Raw genomic sequence first — 12,944 nt, 5'->3', positions numbered from 1 at the left:
CCCTATCCCAGTCGCGTGATCACACCCTCTGCCCAACGCTCACCCGAGGCCCCGAAACAGTCGTGCAACGAATCCGCAGCCACGACGCTGCCAAGCGCCAGTCGGCCCAAAAGGCAAAGCCCGGGCATGATCTGGCCGTCTGCGCCGATCAACTGCCCGTCCTCCACAGTGTGTGCGGCAAGGCCGTCGGCAATCGGGCTTAAAAACCCGTCATTTGCAAGACCCGCCACAAGGGACTGGGTCACCGACGGCAAGTCGGGTGACGGCAGGACCGCATCGACCATCACCGACGCGGCCTTGGACAGGTGTCCGTTTTCCAAGGTCCAGCCCGCCTCTGTCATCTGGATGTCGGGATCGGCGGCGAGTGCCAGATCGACCAATCCGGCGTCGATCAGGGCCGCCAGTTCCAGGCTGGATGACAAAGGCGGCCCATAGGAATAGCGTTTCAGCCCTTCATCAAACCCGACGATGACCTTGGCCGTGTCCGGTGAGGTTCGAGCGGAGTTAAACCCGGACCGCAATGCATCCTGCCATTTGCGCCAGACCTGCCCAACCGTATAGCCGATTGTCGGCGCGCTGGCCCCGCTTGCAATCGAGATGCCCAACTGCAGGGTCTCTTGCGGCCCTTCGCTTTCCTGCTCACCCGGCGACGACCATTCCGTGTCCAGCCAGTCTGAAACCACGTCGCGTTCATTGGCCGCGCCGCAGTCCCGCATGATGCGCGACACCACAGGCACCAGCGCGGCGGTCAGATGCGCTTGGGCCTTACCCGGCGTGGCGCGCGCCGCCTTGGCTATGGCCTTTTCGAATATGGCGGTTTCCTCTGGCAAAGGGTCGAACCGCGCATCAAGCGCCTCTGTGCCGGGTTTCGGATAGGGTGGTTTTCCGTCCAGCGAGAATGGCAAAATGCGCGCAGGCTCTTGCCCCGATGCTTGGTAGCGACCTTGGTCAAATCGCCCCCCTTGGGCCGTTGTCAGTGCGCGCAAGACGTCGAAGGCCGACAAGGCAAGCCCACGGATGGCGACGGTCTTTCCAGTCCAGTGCGATGCCGCAGCAATCAACTGTTTCGCCGGATAAGCCTGCGCCAGCGCCCCCGCAGACTGACTGGTGTGTTCCTGCCAGTCGGCCAGCTGGTCGTCCGGGGTGACCTCTGGCTGTCCCACCGTCAAAAGAACCTCGGCATAGGGGCCGCGCAATTGATCATCGACCCGCAACATCCAGCCATTGCTGTCACGGTGCAACGCCTCAACGTGGTGTGTTGATCGCGCCAACTTCAGAATGCCAAGGTCCTTCAGGTCCGCAAGCCGCGCGTCTAGGTATCGGCCCAGATTGGCGCGGGTCGGGAAGGTGTCCGGGCCGGGCGCGTTCGTCAGCCAGTCAGCAAAGCTCCCACAACGCGAAAACGCCGGAGGTCGTATCGAAATATCGCGCATCGGGATGTTCAACAGGCAAATCGGGCTTTCGTCTGGGTCAAAATTCGGGCCAGCGCCACAGGCCGGATAGGTATCGAAAACATCCACCGCCAAAGGCACGGCACCGCCTTGCGACTTTGCCGCTAGCGATTCGAGCGCCCCCAGCCCGCGCGGACCCAATCCGATTACCGCAATCCTGGCGGTTGATTTGCCTAATTCCATCGTGGCGCGTTCCTTTTGGACGAAGCGATTCAGCCAGTCGTTGATAATGCAGAAAACGTGCCCCGTGACGGCTGTAAATCCCGCACCAGAAACGCCCCGCTTTGCCGACCTTACCGAGCGTGGCACCGTTCGGATATCCCCACCGCAATCGCCGCCTACCAAAGCGCCCTTGCGCAGAGCAGCAACGCGGCGTAAACGCCCTTCGATCAAAAGGGGACCGTTCGATGCCCGTGCTCGTGATGAAATTCGGCGGCACCTCTGTCGCCACGCTGGACCGTATCCGCCGCGCCGCCAAGCGCGTAGGCGTCGAGGTGGCAAAGGGCTATGACGTCATCGTCATCGTGTCCGCCATGTCGGGCGAAACCAACAAACTGGTCGGCTATGTCGAGGAAACCTCGCCGCTGTTCGATGCGCGGGAATACGACGCCGTGGTGTCCAGCGGCGAGAACGTGACCGCCGGTCTGATGGCACTGACCTTGCAGGAAATGGATGTGCCCGCCCGCAGCTGGCAGGGTTGGCAAGTGCCGGTCATGACCACCGGCGCACACGCCAATGCCCGGATCGAGGACATCCCGACCGACAATATCTCTGCCAAATTCGGGCAAGGCATGAAGGTCGCCGTGGTCGCGGGGTTTCAGGGCATCTCGCCCGAGGGGCGCATCACCACGCTGGGCCGGGGCGGATCGGACACCACGGCCGTGGCCTTTGCCGCCGCCTTTGGCGCGGTCCGCTGTGATATCTATACGGACGTCGACGGCGTCTATACCACCGACCCGCGCATCTGTGAAAAAGCGCGCAAGCTGGACAAGATCGCCTTTGAAGAGATGCTTGAAATGGCCAGCCTCGGTGCCAAGGTGCTGCAAACCCGCTCTGTCGAGTTGGCGATGCGTTTCAAAGTGCCGTTGAGGGTGCTGTCAAGCTTCGAGGAAATGGACGACACGGCGGGAACGCTGGTCTGCGACGAGGAAGAGATCATGGAAAGCAATGTTGTGGCCGGTGTGGCCCATTCCCGCGACGAAGCCAAGATGACCCTTGTTTCGGTCGCCGACCGTCCCGGCATCGCCGCCGCGATCTTTACGCCGCTGGCAGAGGCCGGGGTCAACGTCGACATGATCGTGCAGAACATCTCTGAGGAAGGTCGCACCGACATGACCTTTTCCTGCCCCACCAATCAGGTGGCGCGCGCCGAAAAGGCGATGGAAGAGGCCAAGGCCAAGGGTGAGATCAACTTTCACGGTATCGTTGCCGACACCAATGTGGCCAAGGTTTCGGTCGTGGGCATCGGCATGCGCAGCCACACCGGGGTCGCGGCCAAGATGTTCAAGGTACTGTCCAACGACGGGATCAACATCAAGGTGATCACCACCTCCGAGATCAAGATCTCGGTGCTGATCGAACGCAAGTATATGGAACTTGCCGTTCAGGCCCTGCACGACGCGTTTGAACTCGACAAGGCCAGCTGACCCCGTGCGGCGGGGCGGCAATACGTGCCCCGTTTCAATATTGCAGTGATCTTGGTCAAAGGACCGAACCAATGTCCGTCCTGTTTTGGGCGTGACTTGATCAAAACTCAGGCGACACCCGCATAACGGGAATTTTGAACCTCTACAGGCGAAAAGCGGTTTCCCTTGCCGGACCGAATGCTCTATTCCTTCGGATCGCATCCACCGGGGACGCGCGGGGGGCAAACCCATGCCGACAAACACCGAATCGGAAAGCCGCAAGCTGCTTGGCCGCTTGCGCGACACGATGGCCGAAGAGGCCGCCGGTCAGGCGCGGCTGGACAAGATCACCCATCTGACAGCGGATTCGATGGGGACAGAGGTCTGCTCGATCTACCTGTTCCGCGATCCGGAAACGCTGGAGCTGTGCGCGTCGCAGGGCCTTAAGGCCGAGGCCGTCCACCAGACCCGCATGAAGATGGGCGAAGGCCTTGTTGGTCGCGTCGCCCGCACCGGCAAGACCATCAACAGCGCCGATGCCCCGAAAGAGCGCGGCTTTCGTTTCATGCCCGAAACCGGCGAAGAAATTTATTCCAGCTTTCTCGGCGTGCCGATCCAGCGGCTTGGCTCCAAGCTGGGAGTGCTGGTGGTTCAGTCGAAACAGGCCCGCGAGTTCACCGCCGATGAGGTCTATGCGCTGGAAGTGGTGGCAATGGTCCTCGCCGAGATGAGCGAACTTGGCGCTTTTGTCGGCGAAGGCGCGGCCCTCAAGGCGCGGCACACGCAGTCCATGCTGTTCCGTGGCGGCACCGGGCAGGAAGGCAGCGCCATGGGCAACGTCTGGCTGCACGAACCACGGGTTGTCGTGACCAATCTGGTGTCCGATGACCCCGACAATGAATTGCATCGCCTGCACGAAGCGGTCGATACGTTGCGGGTCAGCGTGGACGAGATGCTAGCTGGTGCCTCGCTTGGCGGGTCCGGTGACGGCGATCAGGTGCAAGTGCTCGAAGCGTATCGCATGTTCGCCAATTCCAAAGGCTGGATGCGCCGGATGGAAGAGGACATCGGTCGGGGCCTGTCGGCCGAAGCCGCTGTCGAAAAGGAACAAAGCACGGCGCGCGCGCGCATGGCGCAGGTCAACGACGTCTATTTGCGCGACCGCCTGCACGACCTTGACGACCTGTCCAACCGGCTGCTGCGCATCCTTACCGGTCAGGGCCGCCAGACGGGCGCCGAATTGCCTGAGAACCCGATCCTGATCGCCCGCAACATCGGCCCCGCCGAACTGCTGGAATACAACCGCAAGCTCAAAGGCGTGGTGCTCGAAGAGGGATCAGTCGGCAGTCACGCGGCCATTGTCGCCCGTGCGTTGGCCATTCCGCTGGTCATCCACGCCGAACGCATCACCAACGAGGCGCTGAACGGCGACCAGATCCTTGTCGACGGAGATCAGGGAGTGGTCCATCTGCGTCCCGACGAGACTGTGGTCAGCGCCTTTCGAGACAAGATGGAAATGCAGGCCAAGGCGCAGGAGCGCTATGGCTCGATCCGCGACACGCCCTGTGTCAGTGCCGACGGCGTGCGGATGCAACTGCTGATGAACGCAGGTCTGATGGCCGATCTGCCCTCATTGCAGGATTCGGGCGCCGAGGGTGTCGGTCTGTTCCGCACTGAATTGCAGTTCCTGATCCGCAACCAAATGCCCAGGAGGACCGAACTGGCGGATCTTTATGCCCGCGTCTTGGATGCCGCCCAAGGCAAGCGGGTGATTTTCCGCACGCTCGACATCGGGTCGGACAAGGTCCTGCCTTACATGAAGTCGCTGGATGAACCGAACCCGGCGCTTGGCTGGCGCGCGATCCGGGTGGCGCTGGACCGCCCCGGCGTGATGCGGATGCAGTTGCAGGCGCTGGTGCGCGCCGCAAATGGCCGCCCGCTGACGATCATGTTCCCCTTCATCGCGCAGTATGAGGAATACGCCCGCGCCCGCGACGAGGTGGACAAGGTGCTGGCCCGCGAACGCAAACTGGGCCATCCGGTGCCGTCCAAGATGGAGGTGGGGACGATGCTGGAGACGCCCAGCCTTGCCTTTGCCTCGCAGCGGTTCTTTGATGAGGTCGAATTTCTGTCGATCGGCGGCAACGACCTCAAGCAGTTCTTCTTTGCCGCCGACCGTGAAAACGAAATGGTCCGCCGCCGCTACGACACGCTGAACGTGTCGTTCCTGAGTTTCATCGGAGACATCGTTGCGCGTTGCGAAAGATCTGGCACCCCGTTGAGTTTCTGCGGTGAAGACGCCGGTCGCCCGATCGAGGCGCTGTGCCTTGCCGCCATCGGCCTGCGGTCACTGTCGATGCGCCCTGCCTCTGTCGGCCCGGTCAAAAGCCTGCTGATGCGCTATTCGCTCAAAGAAGTCCGCGACGTGATCGAAGAGGCCAAGCTGCGCGGCGAACAGTCGGTGCGCCAGTCGGTCATGGACTACCTGCGCGACAACGCCTGACCGCGCATCCTGACAGCAGCGTGATTTGACAGGCGGCCCTGTGTGCCAGAGCCTCCCTAAACCTTTGCCCGCACCTGCGGACCAAATCGAAAGGCCCCTTATGAAAACTCGGCTCCTGACCACCGTCCTCATCATTTCCGCAGCCGCCGCGCTGGCCCATGGGGGCGTGAAAAACCCGGATGTCCTCAAACGCATGGACTCGATGAAGGCGACAGGCGAGGCGATGAAAGTGTTGGGCAACATGGCCAAAGGTCTGGCCCCTTTTGATGCGGAGACGGCGCGCGCCGCCGCGACAGAGGTCGCTGAACAGGCTGCCCTGACCCCGGCCCTCTTTGACACGCAGGCAACCGATCCGAAATCCGAGGCAAAGGCGGTCATCTGGCAGGAGTTTGCGGATTTCACCGCCAAGGCAGAGGCACTGGAAAGCGTCGCGGTCGATGTCTCGACCTCTCTCGACAGCGCCGAGGACCTTGGCCCGGCGCTGGCGGAGCTGGGGTCGGCCTGCAAGGCTTGCCACAGCGTTTACCGCAAATGACGCCGCCCCTTCGCATCAATCGCCGTGGCTTTCTGGCCGCTGGACTGGCCGCAGCCGCCCTGCCGCGTGTGGCAACAGGCGCCACGTCGTTGCCGCTGCGGGCCGAACCCGTGGTTGCCCAGATCCTCGACCCCGGTGACGGGGCCACGCCGATGCTGGGGTTCAACGGCTCCACCCCTGGACCGGAACTGCGGGTGGCCGAAGGCCAGCGCCTGAGCGTCGCGTTTGAAAACCGACTGGCCGACCCGACAGCAGTCCACTGGCACGGCATCCGTATCGACAACGCCATGGACGGCGTCCCCGGCCTTACCCAGGACGCGGTGCCGCCGGGCGGCGGTTTTGGCTATGACTTTGTCGCGCCAGACGCGGGCACCTATTGGTATCACTCCCACCACCAGAGTTGGGAACAGGTGGCGCGCGGCCTGTACGGTCCGCTGATCGTGACTGAGACCACGCCGCCTGACGTGGACCGCGACATCACGGTGATCCTTGACGACTGGCGGCTGGAACAAAACGGAGAGATGGCTGCCGGCTTCGGCAACATGCACGATTTTGCCCACGGCGGTCGGATGGGGAATTTTGCCAAGGCGATCCTGTCACAGACCACCGTCAACACCGGAGAACGCATCCGCCTGCGCCTGATCAACACCGCGACCGCGCGGATTTTTCCTGTGGCGCTCGAAGGCATCGACGCCCGCATCGTCGCGCTGGATGGGCGCCCACTGGCGCAGCCGCGCGCGTTGGGTCAGATGCTGCTGGCCCCGGCGCAGCGGATTGACGTGATCGGCGATGTGACGGACGTGGTGCGCTTTCTCTTTCCGACACCGGAGCAGGCCTATGAGATGGGCAAGCTGACCCTTGGAGCCGCCCCTGTCACGGCCAAACGCGGCCCGATCCAAACCCTGCCCGCCGGACACCGCCCCACACCGGGCGAGGAACGCGCCCTGACCCTGCGGATGGAGGGTGGGGCCATGGGCGGTCGCCATGCGGGCGATGACATCTGGGCCTTCAACGGCACCTCCGGCCTGCGCGACGCCCCCTTTGCGCAGTTTGCGTTAGGTGATACCGCGCGGTTCACCCTGATCAACGACACCGCATTTCCACATGGCATCCACTTGCATGGGCATCATTTCTATGAACTGGACGCGACGACAGGCAGCCAAGGGGACCTGCGCGATACAACCCTACTGATGGCCGGAGAGACGCGGGACATCCTGTGTGTCTTCGACAATCCCGGTAAATGGCTGCTGCATTGTCACATGTTGGGGCATCAGGCCTCTGGCATGAAAACATGGGTCGAGGTGGCATGAGAACCGCAGTGGCCCTTTTGGCGCTTACCGTTGCCCCTGCTTGGGCCGGACACGAGTTGGACAATCGCGATCTGACCAACGGACAAACGCTATATGCGGAAAACTGTGCCGCCTGCCACGGCGCCAACCTTGAAGGCCAACCAGACTGGCAAAGCCCCGGCCCGGACGGCGTTCTGCCCGCCCCGCCGCATGACGCAAACGGCCACACTTGGCACCACAGCAACGCGCAACTTTTCGAATACACGCAACTGGGCGGCGCCGAAGTGGTCAAGAGGCTGGGCGTCAAAGGGTTCAACAGCGGGATGCCCGGTTTTGGCGATGCCCTGAGCGACGATGATATCTGGGACATCTTGGCCTATATCCGCTCCACATGGCCGGAACGGGAACGCGACGTACAGGCCGGACGGAACCCGCCGCACGGTTAGAGCGCAGCGGATTTGATCTGGAGTTGCCGGTTTCGCCCTGCGCGTTTGAGCGGGATGACAGATCGCGTCTACCAGCCCCTCAAAGCCGAAAAGACGAAAAAACCCGGTCGCAGCCTTCGGCAAGCGACCGGGTTCAGGACTGTCTACACACGTTCGCCCCTACCATTCTGGCCAGAGCGCCACCCGCACTTTCTGTGCGGGCAGATCCCCTGCCCCATTGCTCTTGGCCGGGCCCCAATCGGGACCGACACTCTCGTAGGGCGGGTGGTTTGCAACGAGGCTTTCCGCCCCGATGCGACTCAGATAGCACGGTTAAGCTTAATTCAGCGTTAACCGAGCTTTGGCCATCTCTGTTTTCAACTCCTCCACCAGCACATCACGCGGGATGCCGGAACGGCGAGACAACGCCAGCAGGCCGAAATGCACCTGCGCCATCTGCTGATAATAGCTGGTGTAGGCATAGTTGGTCGCAGCCCCTGCCACCGCGCCCAGCACCGGAACGGTCTGAGTCGCCAGCTTTTGGCCCATGGCAATCGACAGCTTGGGCGCGATCCGCGCGATCAGGCTGTAGATCGTCGATCCCGTCACCGTTACCCGCGCCGCCAGAAAGCCCATTTCCGCGCCGTCGTCCTCTTCCATCGGGCCTGCCACGGCGAAGACACTCAGGCATTCGCGGGCAATCTCGGGGTCGCTCGGGTCAAACCCGTGATCCGCCGCAACGCCTTGGATGGCGCGCAACAGCACCGTCACCGTTACCGGCAATTCCGCCAAAGCAGAAGGTAGGCCAGCCGATCCGCCCGCCGCCCCCATCGCGGTGGCGACCGCCGTGTTGAGCCAATGTTTCTGGTCCGGCACCACCGTGCGCGACCGCTGCGCCGCATGCATTGCCGCCGTCAAGGCGCGCCGGGTCGCCTCTTCCAGCCGGTCCTTGGCCGCGTCGGGCAGCCGTTCCAGCAGGTTGCCCGCATGGCCGCCGATCAGCGACAGCACCTGCATCCCCAGCGAATCCGCCTCGCGATAGCGTTTGGCCAACGCGGCGATTTCGGCCTGATGTTGCACTGCTGGCAGTTTTGTATCGGACACGTGGAGCCCTCCCTGATCCAGTCAAAGATGGGTCCTGCACGGCACGTGATCAAGCCGCGCGCGTCACCTCACCCGTCACGCCGTCCCATGCACCGGGGGACAGCGGCAGGCCCAGAATGCGATCCGGGTTGGTCGGCGGGGGCATCTCGACCCCCTCAAGCCGTTCAAAACCAAAGCGACCGTAATAAGGCGCATCACCCACCAGCAGGATGCGGGCATAGCCCTGTTCTGCCGCCCGCGCCGAGGTATCGCGGATCAGTGCCGCGCCCAGCCCCTCGCCCTGCGCAATCGGGTGCACCGCAACCGGACCCAGCAACAAGGCGTCATGCGTCCCCACCCGGACCGGCCAATAGCGAATCGCACCGCCCAGCGTGCCGCTCTCATCCCGCGCCAAACGGCACAGCGTGGCGACCGGGGCCACGTCATCGCGCAGACGGTAAGACGACAGGGCAGACCGACCCGGCGCAAAAGCCAAATCGAACAGCGCCTCGACCTCCCACCAGTCGTCTGGCGTTTCCTGTGCAAGCGTGAACACTGCCCGACTGCCTCCAACCCACGTGCATTTCTGCGCAAGGCCGCGTATCACGCGCAAAACCCACGCGCAAACAGGAGCACGATCCTTGTTCTATCGCCCCGAAGACGGCCACGGCCTGCCACACAACCCGTTCAACGCCATCGTGACCCCGCGGCCCATTGGCTGGATCTCGACCCGCGGCAGCGACGGGCATGATAATCTTGCCCCTTACAGCTTTTTCAACGCGGTCGCCTATTTCCCGCCACAAGTGATGTTCTCCTCGACCAGCGCCAAGCCGGACCGGGGCGACACCAAGGACAGCGTCAGCCAGATTCGCGACACCGGCGTCTTTTGCGTCAACATCGTGGAATACGCGATGAAAGACGTGATGAACCAGACTTCTGGCGCGTGGGACCGCGAGGTTGACGAGTTCGAACTTGCGGGCATCGAAAAGGCAGAGTGCGACGCCATCAATTGCGCCCGCGTGGCCGCAGCGCCCGCGAACCTCGAATGCAAGCTGACGCAGATCGTGCAACTGCCCGGTGAGGCGAATTTCGCGGTCTTCGGAGAGGTCACGGGTGTGCATATGCGCGATGACTGCATCGTGGACGGCATCTTTGACGTGCTGCGTTACAACCCGCTCAGCCGTATGGGATACCGCGACTACACCGTGGTGCGCGAGAAGTTCAGCCTGAATCGACCGGGCGAGTAGCATCGCGCGAGTCCCATCGCGCGCAACAGGTGGGCAGGGTCATTTTTCCAAGGGATACGTCACCCTGCCTTTCCAGTCCGGCCGCCTGGCCTCCCCCTGCATATCTCACATACGTTTCCTGATGGGTCATGCCCCTCGAAAACCACTGCCAGATATGCTATCTGGCGCATAGACCAATGGAGGCACCGATGGACCAGCACCTTTGAACCCCTGACATTTCCCAGCGTTCAAAGGAGGCATTATGCCTGTACCATCCCCCCTGCCCGGGGCCGATGCGGCCTATCCCATCACCTTGCCCGACGGCAGCCCGCATCGCGGCACCGTCTATCTGAAAAACGTGATCGACCATCCGCGCTTTGAGGTCGGCGAGTTCACCTATGCATCGGACTTCGATCCGCCAGAGGACTGGGCCACCCGCCTTGCGCCCTACCTGTTCCCATTCAGTCAGGAGAAACTGACAATCGGCAAATATTGCCAGATCGCCCATGGCGTGCGTTTCATCGGCAGTTCCGCCAACCATGCGACCGATGGGATCAGCACCTTTCCCTTCGCCGTCTTCAATCCCGAGACGATGCTGGGTTACCAGCCCGACACGCGGGACATGATGATTGGTCATGACGTCTGGATTGGCTACGGCGCGATGATCCTGCCAGGAGCCCGGATCGGCAATGGCGTGATCGTCGGCGCAGGTGCCGTGGTGCGCGGCACGGTCCCCGACTATGCCGTCGTTACCGGCAACCCGGCTCAGGTCGTCAAGATGCGCTTTGCACCGGAAGAGATTGCGGCGCTCACCGCGCTTGGCTGGTGGGACTGGCCGCCAGAGGTGGTTGCCGCCGCGCGTCCGGCCCTGGAGGCGGGCGACATTGCTGCCTTGCAAAAGTGCGCGCCCGCCTGAACGGACCGACACACCAAAAAGGGCGCCCCTCGGGACGCCCTTTCCATTTGCTCAAGACGGATTGCAAACGCCGCATAGGCCTCAGTGTCCGCCCAGAATGCCCGTCCGTACATGGTAATCCACCGCGATTTCGTAATCGGGGTCATCGTCGCTGTCGATCATCAGGTGGCCCGCCTTGGTCAGCAACCGGTGGCAATCGCGGCTCAGGTGGCGCAGCTTGATCTGTTTGCCCGCTGCCTCGTATTTCCCGGCCAACGCTTCGATGGCCTGCAAGGCGGACTGATCCACCACACGGCTTTCTTTGAAGTCGACAATGACGGTTTCGGGGTCATTCTCGATATCGAACAACTCGCCAAACCCTTCGGAAGAGCCGAAGAACAGCGGGCCGCGGATCTCATAGACCTTGGCCCCCAGATCCGTCACCGACTCGCGCGTGTGGGCGTCGATGCGGCGCGCGTTGTTCCAGGCATAGGCCAGCGCAGAGACGATCACCCCCACCACGACGGCCACGGCAAGGTCCTCCATCACCGTGACGACGGTCACCAGCAGGATCACAAAAGCATCCATCAGCGGCACTTTTGTCAGGATCGTCAGAGAGTTCCACGCAAAGGTGCCGATCACGACCATGAACATCACCCCGACCAGCGCCGCCAGCGGAATCAGTTCGATCAGAGGGGAGGCGAAGAGGATGAAGATCAGCAAAAACAGCGCCGCCGCGATACCGGCAACCCGCGTCCGCGCGCCGGATTTCACGTTGATCATCGACTGGCCGATCATCGCGCAGCCACCCATGCCGCCGAAAAACCCGGTCAGCACATTGGCTGCGCCTTGTGCCATACATTCCTGGCTGGCACCGCCACGCTTGCCGGTCATTTCGCCGACAAGGTTCAGCGTCAGCAGCGATTCAATCAGCCCGATTGCGGCAAGGATCACGGCATATGGCAGGATGATCTCAAAGGTTTCCAGATTGAACGGCACAGAGGGCAAGTGGAAGGACGGCAGCCCGCCCTGGATCGAGGCCAGATCGCCGACGCGCGGCACCTCCAGCCCAAAGCCGATCACCAGCGCGGCGACCACAAAGATACCGACCAAGGGTGCCGGAACCACCTTGCTGATCTTGGGCATCACCCAAATGATGGCCATGGTCAGCGCCGTCAATCCCAGCATCAGATACAGCGGCATGCCTGACAGCCATTCACCGCCGCCAACGCCGTGGCCGGTATTTTCCATTGTTCCCGGCACCTTGAACTGGCCCAGCTGGGCCAGAAAGATCACGATGGCCAGCCCGTTCACAAAGCCAAGCATCACCGGATGCGGCACAAGGCGAATAAACTTGCCCCATTGCAGCGCGCCCGCGATCAACTGGAGAATGCCCATCAGCACCACCGTCGCAAAGAGGTACTCTACCCCGTGTTGCGCCACCAGCGCCACCATGACAACGGCCAAGGCCCCCGTCGCCCCCGAGATCATGCCGGGCCGCCCGCCAATCAGCGCCGTTACAAGGCCAACGAGGAAAGCCGCGTAAAGCCCCACCAAGGGGTGAACCCCCGCCACAAAGGCAAATGCCACCGCTTCGGGCACCAGCGCCAGCGCCACGGTCAAGCCAGCCAACAGTTCGATCCGCCACCGGGCCGGTGTCAGCTTTTCGTCCGGCATCAGCGACAGATCGGGCAAAGCTAGGCGATTGGCGAAAGTCGCCAGAATGGCTTTTCTCATCGGGACGGTCCTCATGTTCGCGCAAACAGGCCATACTGCAATGCAGCATGATTGACCACCCGTGTGGCGGTCCGGTCAGCAAGCCAGCCCTTTAGCGCGCATTGCGCCCAAGTTCACGGGCTTTCTGTGTTTTGCGCCGCCCCTCATGCCGCAGAGGCAATGGCCGGTCGCGTCC

11 protein-coding genes are annotated in these 12,944 nt (G+C 62.6%); 7 read left to right on the top strand and 4 right to left on the bottom strand.

Annotated features, from left to right (window positions below; genetic code table 11):
* Window positions 1-2: 2 nt before the first annotated feature.
* Window positions 3-1,634, bottom strand: coding sequence for an FAD/NAD(P)-binding protein (locus VOI21_RS15950; RefSeq protein ID WP_323770932.1), 1,632 nt, complete (start codon window positions 1,632-1,634; stop codon window positions 3-5).
* A 224-nt stretch (window positions 1,635-1,858) separates the two neighbouring features.
* Here VOI21_RS15950 and VOI21_RS15945 point away from each other — a divergent pair, with 224 nt between their 5' ends.
* From VOI21_RS15945 to VOI21_RS15925, 5 genes are all read left to right on the top strand, one after another.
* Window positions 1,859-3,097, top strand: a complete 1,239-nt coding sequence (locus VOI21_RS15945; protein ID WP_323770931.1) for an aspartate kinase — start codon at window positions 1,859-1,861, stop codon at window positions 3,095-3,097.
* Between the two features lie 229 nt (window positions 3,098-3,326).
* Complete coding sequence (gene ptsP / locus VOI21_RS15940; RefSeq protein WP_323770930.1) at window positions 3,327-5,579, top strand: phosphoenolpyruvate--protein phosphotransferase; 2,253 nt, start codon at window positions 3,327-3,329, stop codon at window positions 5,577-5,579.
* A gap of 100 nt (window positions 5,580-5,679) precedes the next feature.
* On the top strand, window positions 5,680-6,114 hold the full coding sequence (locus VOI21_RS15935; RefSeq protein ID WP_323770929.1) for a cytochrome c: 435 nt from the start codon (window positions 5,680-5,682) through the stop codon (window positions 6,112-6,114).
* Window positions 6,111-7,424, top strand: a complete 1,314-nt coding sequence (locus VOI21_RS15930; protein WP_323770928.1) for a multicopper oxidase family protein — start codon at window positions 6,111-6,113, stop codon at window positions 7,422-7,424. Before VOI21_RS15935 ends, VOI21_RS15930 begins: the two co-directional genes overlap by 4 nt.
* The gene (locus VOI21_RS15925) at window positions 7,421-7,849 is read left to right on the top strand and encodes a c-type cytochrome (protein ID WP_323770927.1); all 429 of its coding nucleotides are present in this window, start codon (window positions 7,421-7,423) and stop codon (window positions 7,847-7,849) included. The genes VOI21_RS15930 and VOI21_RS15925 overlap by 4 nt, the downstream gene beginning before the upstream one ends.
* A gap of 318 nt (window positions 7,850-8,167) precedes the next feature.
* Here VOI21_RS15925 and VOI21_RS15920 read toward each other — a convergent pair whose 3' ends face one another.
* Both VOI21_RS15920 and VOI21_RS15915 read right to left on the bottom strand, forming a co-directional pair.
* A complete protein-coding gene (locus tag VOI21_RS15920; RefSeq protein ID WP_323770926.1) occupies window positions 8,168-8,932 on the bottom strand; it encodes an EcsC family protein in 765 nt (254 codons plus the stop codon).
* A gap of 49 nt (window positions 8,933-8,981) precedes the next feature.
* Window positions 8,982-9,467 (bottom strand): N-acetyltransferase, encoded by a 486-nt coding sequence (locus tag VOI21_RS15915; RefSeq protein ID WP_323770925.1) that lies wholly within the window; start codon window positions 9,465-9,467, stop codon window positions 8,982-8,984.
* A gap of 85 nt (window positions 9,468-9,552) precedes the next feature.
* On the opposite strand from VOI21_RS15915, the gene VOI21_RS15910 reads away from it, so the two are divergent.
* The gene (locus VOI21_RS15910) at window positions 9,553-10,158 is read left to right on the top strand and encodes a flavin reductase family protein (protein WP_323770924.1); all 606 of its coding nucleotides are present in this window, start codon (window positions 9,553-9,555) and stop codon (window positions 10,156-10,158) included.
* A 241-nt stretch (window positions 10,159-10,399) separates the two neighbouring features.
* Window positions 10,400-11,053 (top strand): CatB-related O-acetyltransferase, encoded by a 654-nt coding sequence (locus VOI21_RS15905; protein WP_323770923.1) that lies wholly within the window; start codon window positions 10,400-10,402, stop codon window positions 11,051-11,053.
* Window positions 11,054-11,134: 81 nt separating this feature from the next.
* On the opposite strand, the gene VOI21_RS15900 is transcribed toward VOI21_RS15905, so the two are convergent.
* Window positions 11,135-12,769: a SulP family inorganic anion transporter gene (locus VOI21_RS15900; RefSeq protein ID WP_323770922.1), complete on the bottom strand. Its 1,635-nt coding sequence runs from the start codon at window positions 12,767-12,769 to the stop codon at window positions 11,135-11,137.
* Window positions 12,770-12,944: the final 175 nt, after the last annotated feature.

This window comes from Antarctobacter sp., from assembly GCF_034670325.1.
Taxonomy (GTDB): domain Bacteria; phylum Pseudomonadota; class Alphaproteobacteria; order Rhodobacterales; family Rhodobacteraceae; genus Antarctobacter.
The sequence above is the reverse complement of the archived record's forward strand: the minus strand, read 5'-3'. Positions and strand labels throughout refer to the sequence as shown.